The sequence below is a fragment of the Elusimicrobium sp. genome, assembly GCA_015062115.1.
In the GTDB taxonomy this organism is placed as follows: Bacteria; Elusimicrobiota; Elusimicrobia; order Elusimicrobiales; family Elusimicrobiaceae; genus Avelusimicrobium.
The window spans coordinates 44984-58257 of record SUVG01000004.1 but is presented as its reverse complement, the minus strand read 5'-3'; the positions used below and the strand labels follow the sequence as shown (position 1 = coordinate 58257).

The following is a 13274-nucleotide window of genomic DNA, read 5'->3' as shown; positions in this document are numbered from 1 at the left end:
GTCCTCTTTAAGATTTATCCTTACATATATTCAATAAAAGTTTTTAAGTAATAACAAGGGTCAAAGGGCCTATTTTGTGTTAGGTCTTTTGATTCTACCGAGATACTAAACTAAAAAAAGTGGGATTATCAAAAAGCCATTTTTCTACGATACGGCCTTTTTCTTCCACCGTATCATACATAATTACATACTTTTCTCCGGGAACAAGCGTTACAAACCCGGAATAAGGAGTTCGGTAAAAAATAGGCATCGGGAGTTCATACACCAATACCTTATGTTGAGTGAGGGAATAAATATAAGCAGTGCCTTCTCCTTTATAGAAGGCATGACAATCGGCAGCCAGTTGTTCTTCGTTTTGATAGCGAACAAACCCGCCTTTATCCAACCACATTTTAGCCAAGAAAGGCAAAGGCTTTTCCTCTTTCCCGCTTCCCAAGGCGTCCACCAAACGGCGGTATTCTTCCTGTTGGGAAGGCAAATTACCCAGTATGGAAAGCGCAGGAACCGGGCGGATTTGGCCGAATTGATTAGCCAAGCGGTATTGCGCGAATTTCCGTTCCAAAGAATTTTCCAATTTGCTCGCGAAAGGTTTTGAGGGAGTAAAAGAAACAATTTGGTTCTGCTTACCGATACCGTTTACCAAAGGAACTTGAGCGGGTTGTACAAAGCGGGCAGAAGGTATACGGGAAAAGTGCGTTTTAGGAAAAGCCCACGCATTTGGCAAAGAAACAACCGGCCGCGCGGGTTGCTTGCCAAAAGCATTTACAACGGGTCGAAAGGTTCTGGGTCCACGGGCCAAAAGGGCTCCCGGTAAAAGTAAGAAAGTTGCAAAAAGCACGAGTGACAGTTTTTTCATCTTTATTTTCCAACAATTTAAGGTTGTATAAAATTTTCCTAAATTTGAATTCAAACTACAAGGGCCAAAAGGCCCAAGAAGATATAGGCCCTTAAATAACCTCACAAAAAACCGGGGAATTTGCTACCCTTTATATAGAATGATTTTTACTGACGCAGGCATTATTCTTTTCCGCCAAGAATTTCGCGAAACCGACCGCATCGTTTCGCTTTACACCCGCGAGCACGGGCGCTTGAACGCGCGTTTGCCCGGGGTGATGCGCCCTGCCGGAAAATTAAAAGCCGTCAGCGAACCTTTTGCCTGCGCAGATTACCGCATTTATGTGCGCCGCGGCGGGGTTATCGGCACGATTACGGGCGGAAAAATGATTTCCGTTTTTCCCGCTATTCGCCAAGACCTGAAACGCACCGCGCTTGCATTTCACTTTTGTGAATTGATGATGCGGCTGACCCCGTTACACCAACCCAGCGAAGGGAAATTTGATTTACTTTTATCGGCCCTTAGCGAACTGGAAAAAGGCCCTGTTAACCCGGCCTTTCAGGCGGCATTTACCCTGCGGTTGATGGAACAAGCGGGTTATGGGTTAGATCACCCCGTGCTTAAAATATCCCCGGAGTTTTGGCAAAAAATGCACGAAGCCCCTTTCACTTCGCTTACTTTCAGCGAACCGGAAGATTTACTTTCGCTTTCCAAGTGCAACAGTGTTTGCAGACGCTTCTTAAACCAATACTTAACTTATCCGCTCCAAACACTCCAACCTTTCGGTCTGGAAGATGTTTCCATGGATACCTTGGCAGAGGACAATTTACCCCTCCCGGCGGAAATGCCCGCGTGAATTTGCTTAAACAAAAAATATCCCGCCGAAACAGGCGGGATATTTTTTGCCAAACGGAAAATCTCTACGCGGTTAAATCTTCCATATCGCTATAAATATCTTCGAGTGACCTATAAACCTTAAACGCGTTTTGGCGCACAAAGGTATTGGGTTGTTTGATTTGCGGCACCACGCAAGTGCGCATACCCGCCGAAATGGCCGCCGTGGCCCCGGCAATGGAATCTTCAAATACCAGGCACTGCGTAACATCGGTTGCCAATTTTTCGGCCGTTTTTAGGTACACTTCCGGGTCGGGCTTGGGTTTGGAAACATCGTCTGCCGTGGTGACGGAAGAAAAGTATTGGTTGATACCTTTTTTCTTTAGTAAATACTCAACCCATTGGCGGATATTGGACGATGCAAGCGCCACCTTAAAGCCGTTCCGGTGGAAATACTCCACCGCTTCTTTGGCCCCGGGACGGAAATCTACTTCCCCACCCTGTCGGATATAGTCCTCAAAGTGGTCATAGGTGCGGCGGATTAACTTTTGAACATCAAACTCCGGGCCAAAATGATGTTGAATCAAATCGCACGAATCTTCCCCGCTCATACCCACACAGGCTTCAAAAAGTTCGTAGGTAAACTCGCGCCCGTCTTCGGCGGCGGCTTTTTTATAACACTCAAAATAAATAGGTTCGGTGCTTAACAGCAAACCGTCCATATCAAAAATAACGGTTGTAATCATAAAGTTATTGTAATAAATTTCGCGCCCATACGCACGGGTACCCACCGCTATACTTATTTTATATAATATAGATACGTATGAAATATGGTATGAATTTTCAGGATATGATATCCGCCCTAAACAATTACTGGACTAAACAAGGCTGTATTCTTGTTCAGCCCTACGACGTGGAAAAAGGCGCCGGCACCTATAACCCCGAAACCTTTTTCGGCTCTTTAACCACCAAACCCGTTAACCGCGCCTATGTGGAACCGTGCCGCCGTCCTGCCGACGGCCGCTATGGCGAAAACCCGAACCGCTTGGGCAAGTATTACCAATATCAGGTAATCATGAAACCGGCCCCGGCCAATATTCAAGAAATTTACTTAAATTCTTTAAAAGCCATTGGTCTGGATCCTAAACAACACGATGTCCGCTGGATTGAAGACGATTGGCAATCTCCCACTTTGGGTGCTTCCGGCGTCGGCTGGGAAATTTGGCTCGACGGTATGGAAATCACCCAATTCACCTATTTCCAAAACATGGCCGGTTATGCCTTAAACCCCATTACGGTAGAAATTACCTACGGGCTTGAACGCATTGCCATGTACTGCCAAAAAGTGGATAATGTCTTTGATTTGCGTTGGAACGACACGGTCACTTATCGCGATGTTCATCACGAAAACGAACGGCAATTTTCCCACTACTACTTTGAAGAATCTAATGTGGAACATTTGCGCCGCTATATCCAAGAGTGCGAAGAAGAGTGCATGGCTTTGTGCAAAAAGGGCTTATACCTCCCCGCATACGACGACGCCATGAAACTTTCCCACTACTTTAATATGTTGGAAGCCCGCGGGGCTATCAGCGTGTCCGACCGCACCAACAATATCACCAAAATCCGCAATTTGGCCAAAGCCTGTGCCAAAGCCTATGTGGACAGTGTAGAAAAGAAGGAAGAGGAGGCCGCCTAATGACTACTTTGAAAAATGCTTTATTGGAAATCGGGGTAGAACATTTGCCTTCGCGCTTTATGGCTCCCGCCTTAAAGCAACTTGAAACTTTGGCGGCGGAAGTTTTAGCTGAAAAACGCCTGGCCTATAAATCTGTACAATCTTTCGGCACTTACCGCCGATTGGTGTTACTCATTGAAGAACTGGCCGATAAGTCTGCCGATATCCAAAAGGAAGTAAAAGGCCCGCCTGCTAAACTGTTAAAAGATGCAAACGGAAACTTTACCCCCCAATCTGCCGGGTTTGCCCAAAAGAACGGCATTAAGCCCGAAGATTTAACGGTAGTAGAAACCGAAAAAGGGCCGTTTATCTACGCCAACATTAAAATTAAAGGCGAAAAAACCGCAAAACTCCTGCCCGAAATTTTTACCCGTTTGGTAACCGGTTTGGAATTTGCCAAAAATATGATTTGGGAAGACTCCGGCCTGCGCTACGGCCGCCCGATTCGTTCCTTAATCGGCTTATACGGAGAAAAGGTAATTAAATTTAGCGTAGCGGGCGTTACTTCCGACCGCAATACCTACCCGCTTTCTTCCTTTGGCAGAAAACCGATTAAAGTAGCCAAGGCCGACAAAGCCTACTACGCCGAACTCTTGCGCAACCAACCCCAACCCGTGCTGGTTCTGCCGCAAGACCGCCAGGAAGCCCTTATCAAAACGGTTTCCAACGAGGCGCAAATTCGCGGCTACCAAGCCGATTTGGATCCGGCCCTTATCGAAGAAACGGTATTTTTTACCGAACACCCCGTAGCCGTAGGCGGAGATTTTGAAATTAAATTTCTCACTCTCCCCAAAGACCTTATTACCACGGTGCTTAAAAAACAAATCAAAATGTTCCCCGTTACCAACAAAGAGGGTGAACTGCAACCGTATTTTATCGCCGTAAGAGACGGCATTTCCGTCAATCAAAACGAAGTGCGCGACGGGTTCAAAAAAGTTATGTCCGCGCGTTTATCCGATGCGGTATTCTTCTTTGAAAACGATAAAAAAGAAGGCCTCGCGGCGTTTAAGGAAAAACTTAAAAATGTGCAATTTTTGGAAGGCTTGGGTTCGATGCACGATAAATCTGCCCGCACCCAACAACTTGCCAATTGGTTGACTGAAAAACTGGGTAAAACCGCCTTAAAACAAACAGTGGATTATGCCGCTTCTTACGCGTATGCCGATTTAGCCAGCCATGTCGTCTATGAATTTCCGGAACTCCAAGGCTACATGGGCGGTTGCTATGCCGAATTGGAAGGCCATAAAGATGCCGCCACCGCCATGAAAGAGTTTTACTACCCGCTTACTTCTTCCGCCGAACTCCCTGCGGACGAAGTGGGGCAAATCGTTTCTTTAGCCGGGAAAATGGATACTTTGGTGGGCAACTTTTTAATCGGTCAAATTCCCACCGGTAGCGAAGACCCGTTTGCCTTGCGCCGCCAAGCCTTTGGTGCGGTTCGCATTTTGCTGGAAAAGGGCATGAACATTTCCTTAAAAGAATTAGTGGAAAAAACAGCGGCCCTCTTCCCCGAAGGCACGCAGGATAAAGGCTTGAAGGAACTGCCCGGGTTCCTCTTCCAACGCTTGGCTTTGGTGCTTGAACAACGCGGCCACGATGCGCGTGTGTTAAGCGCGGTATCCAACTGGTACGAACTTCCGCTTACCCAAGTGGAAGCGCTCGTCTGTGCGTTGGAAACCGTCAAAACCGGCGAAGAATTTTCTTCGGTGTTGGAATCTGCCAAACGCGTATGCAATATCTTAAAGAAAGCCGAAAATGTGCAGGAAACGGTAAACGAAGGTTTATTTGAACTTCCTGCCGAAAAAGCCTTGTATGACAAAATTCACGAAGTAGATGCCTCTTTGGGTTGCGCCATTAACACCGCCGCCGATAAAGAAACCTACTTACGCGTCTTGAAAACCTACGGTTCCTTTAAGGAAGTATTGGCTAACTTCTTTACCGATGTAATGGTAAACGCGCAAGACCCGGCCGTAAAAGCCAACCGCTTGGCTTTGTTGGCCCGCGTGCGCCGCTACCTTACTCAAACAGTGGCCGATATTACCCAACTGTAAAAATCAGTAATTTCTAAAAAACCTGCTCTTATAAAAGGGCAGGTTTTCTTTTTCCGCTAAGACCTACCCGCGCCCTAGGCCCAAAGACCCTTGCCGAAAACACCGGGCAACGTTAGAATGAGGGTGTAGGGAGGTTGTTCTACTATATACAAGGAGATATTTATGAAAAAAACCGCTATTTTGCTATCTGCTTTATTTGTTCTATCCGTCCCCGCTTTTGCCCAATGGCAAGGCCCCAGCCCCATTCTTGCGGCATTAGGCCAACGCCACGCTGAGCAAGCAAGCAAAAAAACAACAAAAAATATCCAAAAGAAGATTTTTGTTTCATGGGCAAGAGACTTTGTAGAAAAAGAAAATAAAATTCCCCAAGTATCCACCCCGCAAGTAGAAGAACTTTCCGCTACTATGCGTTCCCAAGAAAGGTATAAACTTTTGTTAGAGGCCAAAAAAGGCCATCAACTCTTCAAAAATTATTCGTTAGTTGTTTTGGCCCCCAACGGAGCGTTTTTAGAAAATTTATCTAAAACGGAATGGCTCTTTTTAATGAGTTTCTTAAAACAATCCGTACAGCAAGATAAATTTAACAAAGCCTTGGCCCCGGTCTTTATTTCCGCTGGGAAAGAAGCCTACCTGGCCTGGCAAAATGCCACCCCCGGCGCAAACTATCAAATCCGCATTAATTACGAATCGCGCACCCTGTTCTTGGAAAGCAAGGACGGTCTATACGATTAAAGTTTCTGCTTTTCACAAAAACCACTATCTGCAGATAGTGGTTTTTTTATGTGAGTCCTAAGGCCTATACGCATATAGGTCTTTTGACCCTTTTTTACGGGGACAAATCTTTTTTATAATATTTCATAACTAAACCAATGAAAGGAATACTAGCATGAAGAAAGTAATTATTGTTGCAGTGTTGTTCTTAGGGCTCACCTTGCCCGCCGCCGCCCAAAAAGACTGGACCAGCGGCTACTCCGGCATTACCCACAAAGGGTACTACGCCTATTGGTTGTATGCGGTAAAATCGCAAACCAAAAAAAATGATGCTAAACGCTTTTTGAAAACGGCCTTTTTAGGCTTGGGTACCTCTCATAAATTTGTACCCGTAGGTGCTTACGAAGCCCAAGATGCCGTCCGTACCGAAGTGGAACGCGTCCAAACCGAACGCCAACGCACCTTCGTTAATCAGGCAACCGCGCACCAACACAAAGATGCTATTTTGAAAAATCACTCTTATGTAGAAAGCGTGCTTAAAGATAACGACATTTTTGAAGATTACAAAATCTATGCCCGCAACGCGGATACTTTCTCTCCGATCAATATGTCTTTGGGGCAAGTAACCTTCTTGCGTCTTTTCTTTAGCGCCCCCACCCAACAAACCAAACGCCCGGCGGAACTTACGCCCTTGAAAGCGAGCCTGTTGGAAAACGGAATTATCCACTATACTTTTAAGACGAACTTGCACCTCATCATCAACACAAAATACAAAACGATTGATGTTTGCATCGGTTCCAAAAACTTAAAAGATTTTGAAGAACTAAATTCCCCCGTGGCTGAAGACTTATTGGCCGACTAAAAAGTTTTACCTTCAAACACCCCAAAAGGCATTTGCTTTTTGGGGTGTTTTTTATTTTTCCCCGACGAGAAATTATTTTTTTATTTTACCCCTTGATTTTTTTTCTTTTTCCCTTATACTAGTTTTACGGAAGTTTAATTGAAGGGCCAACGGGTGCCGTTTACCGGAAAGCGGATAAAGCTGAAGGTTAGCGGGGACGGGTACCGTGCCGAAAGATGTGGGCGGGTGTTCCGGTTGCAAGTTTAGAGCGGTTTTGTTACATAACTGTTCGGTGTCTTGCAAGGGCATCAGGCATGACGGTTTCGGCGGCAGAGGAACAGGGCCTTTGGGTTTTGTTTCTTTGTGAAACGGGGTGCTTGTCAAGCGTCGTAAAGCGGTGTAGCGTGGCGGAAGAAGGCCGCGCGGCAAAGCGGAATGACGGTAACTCCTCCGGTTGATGTATTGGTTCGGCCGTGCTGGAGCGCAGGCGGCATAAATCCCGTTAGGTGGCCCGGTTGTAGGAAACATGTAAAAAAGGAGTATAAATGAAGACGCAAAGTTGAACCCCTCGGTTGGAGAAACCGAGGGGTTCCAATTTGTAGGAAGTTATATCAATTCAAAGACCTGTTCTGCTTTGTCAGTAGAATTTCCACCTCCTAAGGATATAGAAATATAATTATCCCCTACTCTTAGTCCACTTTGTGCAAAGGCAACCCCCGTGCCACACAGTAGGATTCCTAGCAAGACTACTATTTTTTTCATTTTTTCTCCTTGTTCTGTTAGGCTCAAGATATAACAAGGAAGCCGAAGAAGCATAAAAAAAACGGCTATTATATTTGAGCCATTCTCAGTAACCCAAATAATAACAGCCATTGTAACTAAACCCACAGGTTTAGGTAAAACAACAACTACTTTTCTTGTGTTGTTATAACACAATTTTATAAAACAAATCTACTCTAATACGCTGGGCAGAGGAAGCCCTTCAACCGACGAATCCGCCGTAAAATCTTCCTCTGTCGGGGTAACGCTTTGGGCGGAAGAATCACCGCTTAATTCCTCGTTTTCTTCGTCCTGCAACGGGGTCAGGGCCATTTCTTCGTAAGATTCGTCTGATACGGAAATGGAAACTTCGGTCGGCTCTTCTTCCATTTCTTCCAAAAGCGCACCCGCTTGGGCGGGGTTAGGTTGTTGCTTTTCTTTAGAAACGGTCTGGCGGCCCGTGTTGGAATAGACATTTCCCGGGTTCCACCACGCAGGCGGATTACCGGCACAAGCCGTTAAAAAACTTAAAACAAATAAACTAAAAATTAGTTTCTTCATAATTTTATTATACTATTATTTTTTTATATTGCTTAACAATGCCTGGCGATACAAAGCCCCCGCGCGGTAACTGCTGCGCACGAGCGGCCCGCAGGCCGCCCCCTTAAATCCCATGGAAAGGGCCTGCTTTTCCCAAGCGGAATATTCTTGCGGCTCGGGATAGCGCACCACAGGATAATGCCCCGCTGAGGGAGCCAAGTATTGCCCGATTGTAATTAAATCTACCCCTGCGTTGCGTAAGTCCTGCATCAAGGTTTTGATTTGTTCTTCCGTTTCCCCCAAGCCTACCATAAAACCCGTCTTGGTAAAAATTTCCGGCGCGATTTTTTTACTGTTTTCCAACAAAGTAAGCGTGCGTTTATATTCGGCACCCACGCGTACGGAAGGGTAAAGTTCCTGCACCGTTTCTACATTGTGTGCAAGCACTGCGGGGTGGGCTTCCAGCACGGTTTTTAATGCGTCTGTATTTCCCTTTAAGTCCGAGATTAACGGCTCCACCTGCACTTTCGGCGTAAGCGTATGAATAGCCTTGATTACTTGCGCAAAATGCGCCGCACCGCCGTCTTGCAAGTCGTCGCGGGTGGGCATGGTTAAAACGGCATATTCAATTTTCCATGCTTTCACCGCTTGAGCAACCCGTTCGGGCTCGTTGGTGTCGGGAGCAAGCGGTTTGCCTTTGGTTACCGCGCAAAAACGGCAACCGCGCGTACAGATATCCCCCAGCACCATAAAAGTGGCATCGCCGCAATTAAAACACTCTCCGCGATTGGGGCATTTGGCGGAGTGGCACACCGTATGCAAACAGTTGTGATCAAGCGAACGCTGGGCTGCCTGCGCTGCGGAAGAATGAAACGCCGCTTTGTTGCGGCCGACTAAATCTTTTAACCATTGGGGAATAGGAAGCATATAAAAATTATACTAAAACGAAGTCCGCCGGGGATATGATATAATAAAATAAAAATAGGGGCCCTTCGTGAAAAAACTACTTTCCGTCCTTCTCTTTTTTATATGTCTTTCGGCCGTTTCCGCTGCCGAAAATAACGCTTCGCTCACCGAAGAACAACGCCTGAAAGAAGCCGGGGATTTATACTTTTCTTACGAGCCCGAAAAAGCCCTCCAAGCCTATATAGCCCTTTCCAAAGACACGCAAAATAAACAAGCGTTTCTAAATGCGGCCTATATTGCCATGGAACGCAATTCCCCCAAGCTGGCGGTAGATATTTCTTTGGCGGGCTACCGCGCCCATCCGCAAGACCGCGAAATTATTGAAACGCTTGCCGAGGCCTACCTGGCGGACGGACAATATGTAAACGCGGAGCGTTTGCTTTCCGAACTTCCGCACGACCCTTTCCGTGCCGAATTTTTACACATCAATTTAGCCCGCGCGCAAATGGGGCTTAACGAAAAAAATTTAGCCAAGTATAATTTCCAAATGGCGGCCCGCGGCAATTCCCACACGGCTCTTTCCAACTATTTACTGGGGCTTTTGTACGAGGAAGAAAAAGATTATAAAAATGCGGCGGAAGTTTTCCAAAAGGCATCCACTTACGACCACCAATTTATCGAAGCCAAAAAACATTACGCAAATGCGCTGGAAAAAATCGGCAATTATAACGAAGCCTACCGCCAATACCGCATGATTTATTCGTCCGATAAAAATAACAAAGAAATCGGCAAGGCCCTGGCCCGCTTGCGTCCGCGCATTACCCGTACGGAAAAGCAACTCTCTTCCGATAAAGAAATAGATTCCCACACGCTTGTAAAGCCCGTTATACTACCCGAAGGGGTTGCCCCGCGCCCCATTAAAATCGGCATCGGTATGCGCCCAAACGGTAAACCTTCCGCCCGCAAGACGGTTCACTTTATTCCGTCGCACGCGTTTGTGGTACTTAATGATAACGGAAAAGTTCTTGTACGCGGTAAAGCCAAAGAAAGTTGGGTAGCCGTACTGGAAAACGGCAAAACGCATCTTTTATCCCCCACCGGTAAAAAATTTCCTTTTCAAAAATCTATTACGGTTTCCCCCTCTTCCAAAACGGAAGGAGAAGGGCACACCATTATCGTAAAAAATGTCATGAGCGGCGCCGGCATGACCTGGGCCAGCGTGGACGATAAAGAATACCGCGGAAAATTACAAGTACTCCACAACCCCAAACTAAATACATTGGTACCCGTCAATGTAGTGGATATGGAAGAATACCTGCAAGGGGTTATTTCTTCGGAAATGCCTACCAACTTCCCCATGAACGCCTTACGCGCACAAGCGGTACTGGCCCGCACTTATGCCCTCAAACACCTCGGCAAACACCGCTCCAGCGGCTACGATATGTGCGACACGCAAAACTGCCAAGTATACGGAGGTGTCAGTGCTGAAAGCGAACGCGGAAATGCGGCCGTAGAATCTACCATAGGGCAAACCATGCAATATAACGGAAAACCGATAGAAAGCGTGTTTTCGGCCAACTGTGGCGGTTTTACACAAAGCGCCAAAGAAGCCGGGTGGAGTTCCACCCCCTATCTGCACCCTGTTTCCGATTATAAAAATTTTGACTTTGAAAAACTCCAGCCTTATCACTTCAAAGAATTATTGCAATATCCGCACGATGCCTTCAGCCGCTACGATAAACATGTCAGCATGGCGGCATACCGTTGGACGAGGGTAGTGGACGAGGAAGAATTACGGGCTGTTATCAAGCGCAAGAAAAAAGACATCGGCCGTATTGTTGCCTTGATCCCGCAACGCCGCGGCCGCTCGGGCTATGTCAGTCGGTTGCTTGTCAAAGGAACCAAGGGAACCGTCACGCTGAACAAAGAAAATGTAATCCGCAATAATTTAAGTTTAGGCATGCTTAGAAGCAGTTATTTTATTGTAGTCCCCCACTATGAAAACCGCCAACTCAAACACTTTGTTTTCTATGGCGGCGGGTGGGGCCATGGCGTAGGTTTTTGCCAAACGGGTGCCGCAGGCAGGGCCGATGCGGGGCAAGATTACAAAGATATCTTAAACCACTATTTTCCATTGGCAGATTTTGTTTCTCCCGAAAATTAAAACTTCGCACACGCTGTTTTTTTCAATAGAAATAATGAAATATCCATAAAAAAACACCCCGAATAATCGGGGTGTTTTGCTTGGTAAAACAATTTTGTTAGATAGCCGAAAGTTGGCGTTGTGCGTCTTCCTGCACGCGTTGCAAGCGGCGTTGTTTTTCATCTTCCGGCAAGTTGGAATTTTGAATTTCATTTGCGCGTTCGTACATTTCGGTTAATATCGGGCGGGCACGCTGTTCCACCGCATCTTTCTGTTCGGGCGAAGCACCCGACATACTGTCCATAATCTGCGACATTTGCGCATCTACCTGACGGGTTACACGCGCTTGTTGTAAGGACGGGTCGCGTTGGATTTGGTCAATTTCGTTATTCACTTCCTGACGCAAATTCATGCTGGCTTCTTGTTTTTCCGTGCGGGAAGTTTCCGGGTCGTTCCAAATACGCATATATTCCTGGTAATAGCGTTGGTAAACGGCGTCCATGCGTTGCGCGCCTTCCGCCCCATACAAGGAATCGGCCGCCTGTACTTTTTCTTTGCGTTCTTGAGAAAGAGAAGTGCCGATAGCCGTTAATTCTTCTTCGGAAGCACGATACACGCGCACTTGTTTTTGGCCGGACTCCTCCGCCTCTAAAGCACGGGCTACTTCGTTTTGTTCCAACTGGTTTTCGGCTTCCAATAAACCACGAGTAGATTTCCCCGCACCGGTGATAACGGCCTCAATTTCCTTGCGGCGGCTTTGTTGGTTGGAGAGTTGCTGGTTATAATACTCCTCGGCAGGCAATCCTTGCCTTGCAAGGAGCATATCTTTTTCGCGTGCGGCATCAATTTTTGCTCCGGCCGCGGCGACAATTTCCGGCCCGTAATGTTTGGAAAGCTCTTCTTTGAGTTGATTGTCTTTGGCAACTCTTTCGGCATAGAATTGTTGAAAGCCGTGCTTTTCACTTACCTTTTGGAGTTTGTCATTATACTTTTGACTGATTTCACGCGTTTTTTGCGCTAATTGTTCTTGCGTTTGACCGGGTTGCGTAAGCGCGGAAGAAAGTTCGTTTTGATAATCGCTCATCACTTGTCCCGCTTCTTTAGCGGCCTCTTTACCAAACGCGTTTCCCATACTGCTGACTACGCCTGCGCGTTGGGCGGCAACTTGTTGGATAACCCCGGCAAACGGCCCGGCGGCTACGGCTTGCGGGGAAGCGTTTCTGTTCAGGTATTTTTCGATATTGGCATCTTTTTTACTTTTAGGAAGTAAAGCCTTCGCCAAGGCGCGTTCCACCCCAAGAGTGACGGCATTTAATTGTTGTTGTAATTTTTTGGCACGGTCTTTATTAGTTAAAGAAGCCATATACGGCGCAAGTTCGCGCGCTTGCTGCTCCGCAACAGTCGGTTGATAAACCCCTGCCGCGCGGGCGGCACCTTCTCCCCCCGCCACAGTTCCCCCTGCGGAAGTTCCCGCAGAAGACGAACCGTATTTATTGTAATTGATATTGGAAAGGCCTTTGGGGTTAAAAGAGTTTTGCGGTAAATTTCCCACAGAAGCCCCATGACGACCGCCTAAGGCGTACGGACGGCCGGAAGGAAGGGACATATCGGCAGAGAGATTCGCCGCAGTTGAAGACCTCGGCCCGGCAGGAACAAGACGACCGTCGGGAGTTCTTACATATCTCGCTCCAGTACGCGGCGAAGAAGGGGCCAGCCCCAGCATTTCTTGCTTTTTCAAATTCTCAAAAGAAGGTTCGCGAGTCGGCGGTTGTTGGGCATAACCCGAAGAAGTGCGGGCCTTGTTATAAGAGTGGGAAACTCCTTCCTCGCCCGACCAACGCAACGCCGCCAGGCCGGCCCCCAGCAACACGATAATCAAAATGCTTAATTGAAGAAGCAAAGATTTTTTTTCCATA

11 protein-coding genes are annotated in these 13274 nt (G+C 46.9%); 6 read left to right on the top strand and 5 right to left on the bottom strand.

Translation table 11 applies throughout. The features are described from left to right. Nucleotides 1–94: 94 nt before the first annotated feature. Entirely contained in the window at nt 95–856 is a 762-nt protein-coding gene (locus E7027_03775) for a hypothetical protein (GenBank protein MBE6421233.1), read from the bottom strand. A gap of 139 nt (nt 857–995) precedes the next feature. Here E7027_03775 and recO point away from each other — a divergent pair, with 139 nt between their 5' ends. Beyond that, nucleotides 996–1691: a DNA repair protein RecO gene (gene recO, locus E7027_03770; protein ID MBE6421232.1), complete on the top strand. Its 696-nt coding sequence runs from the start codon at nt 996–998 to the stop codon at nt 1689–1691. Between the two features lie 64 nt (nt 1692–1755). On the opposite strand, the gene E7027_03765 is transcribed toward recO, so the two are convergent. Then, a complete protein-coding gene (locus tag E7027_03765; protein ID MBE6421231.1) occupies nt 1756–2415 on the bottom strand; it encodes an HAD family phosphatase in 660 nt (219 codons plus the stop codon). Nucleotides 2416–2504: 89 nt separating this feature from the next. On the opposite strand from E7027_03765, the gene E7027_03760 reads away from it, so the two are divergent. The 4 genes from E7027_03760 (at nt 2505) to E7027_03745 (ending at nt 7031) form a co-directional block, all read left to right on the top strand. Beyond that, nucleotides 2505–3368, top strand: coding sequence for a glycine--tRNA ligase subunit alpha (locus E7027_03760; GenBank protein MBE6421230.1), 864 nt, complete (start codon nt 2505–2507; stop codon nt 3366–3368). Continuing rightward, nucleotides 3368–5458: a glycine--tRNA ligase subunit beta gene (locus E7027_03755; GenBank protein MBE6421229.1), complete on the top strand. Its 2091-nt coding sequence runs from the start codon at nt 3368–3370 to the stop codon at nt 5456–5458. The genes E7027_03760 and E7027_03755 overlap by 1 nt, the downstream gene beginning before the upstream one ends. Nucleotides 5459–5620: 162 nt before the next feature. Next, nucleotides 5621–6190 carry a hypothetical protein gene (locus E7027_03750; GenBank protein MBE6421228.1) on the top strand — a complete coding sequence of 190 codons (570 nt, stop codon included), beginning with the start codon at nt 5621–5623 and terminating at the stop codon, nt 6188–6190. Between the two features lie 154 nt (nt 6191–6344). Beyond that, on the top strand, nt 6345–7031 hold the full coding sequence (locus E7027_03745) for a hypothetical protein (GenBank protein ID MBE6421227.1): 687 nt from the start codon (nt 6345–6347) through the stop codon (nt 7029–7031). A gap of 930 nt (nt 7032–7961) precedes the next feature. Here the strand turns inward: E7027_03745 and E7027_03740 are convergent. Continuing rightward, nucleotides 7962–8330, bottom strand: coding sequence for a hypothetical protein (locus E7027_03740; protein ID MBE6421226.1), 369 nt, complete (start codon nt 8328–8330; stop codon nt 7962–7964). A 15-nt stretch (nt 8331–8345) separates the two neighbouring features. Further along, entirely contained in the window at nt 8346–9236 is an 891-nt protein-coding gene (gene lipA, locus E7027_03735; protein ID MBE6421225.1) for a lipoyl synthase, read from the bottom strand. A 67-nt stretch (nt 9237–9303) separates the two neighbouring features. On the opposite strand from lipA, the gene E7027_03730 reads away from it, so the two are divergent. Continuing rightward, entirely contained in the window at nt 9304–11379 is a 2076-nt protein-coding gene (locus E7027_03730) for a SpoIID/LytB domain-containing protein (protein MBE6421224.1), read from the top strand. A 97-nt stretch (nt 11380–11476) separates the two neighbouring features. On the opposite strand, the gene E7027_03725 is transcribed toward E7027_03730, so the two are convergent. Then, nucleotides 11477–13273, bottom strand: coding sequence for a hypothetical protein (locus E7027_03725; protein ID MBE6421223.1), 1797 nt, complete (start codon nt 13271–13273; stop codon nt 11477–11479). Nucleotide 13274: the final 1 nt, after the last annotated feature.

Excerpts from the sequence above, each read along its gene's own strand:
- E7027_03775 (MBE6421233.1), bottom strand. The coding sequence starts at position 856 with ATGAAAAAACTGTCACTCGTGCTTTTTGCAACTTTCTTACTTTTACCG.
- recO (MBE6421232.1), top strand. The coding sequence starts at position 996 with ATGATTTTTACTGACGCAGGCATTATTCTTTTCCGCCAAGAATTTCGC.
- E7027_03765 (MBE6421231.1), bottom strand. The coding sequence starts at position 2,415 with ATGATTACAACCGTTATTTTTGATATGGACGGTTTGCTGTTAAGCACC.
- E7027_03760 (MBE6421230.1), top strand. The coding sequence starts at position 2,505 with ATGAATTTTCAGGATATGATATCCGCCCTAAACAATTACTGGACTAAA.
- E7027_03755 (MBE6421229.1), top strand. The coding sequence starts at position 3,368 with ATGACTACTTTGAAAAATGCTTTATTGGAAATCGGGGTAGAACATTTG.
- E7027_03750 (MBE6421228.1), top strand. The coding sequence starts at position 5,621 with ATGAAAAAAACCGCTATTTTGCTATCTGCTTTATTTGTTCTATCCGTC.
- E7027_03745 (MBE6421227.1), top strand. The coding sequence starts at position 6,345 with ATGAAGAAAGTAATTATTGTTGCAGTGTTGTTCTTAGGGCTCACCTTG.
- E7027_03740 (MBE6421226.1), bottom strand. The coding sequence starts at position 8,330 with ATGAAGAAACTAATTTTTAGTTTATTTGTTTTAAGTTTTTTAACGGCT.
- lipA (MBE6421225.1), bottom strand. The coding sequence starts at position 9,236 with ATGCTTCCTATTCCCCAATGGTTAAAAGATTTAGTCGGCCGCAACAAA.
- E7027_03725 (MBE6421223.1), bottom strand. The coding sequence starts at position 13,273 with ATGGAAAAAAAATCTTTGCTTCTTCAATTAAGCATTTTGATTATCGTG.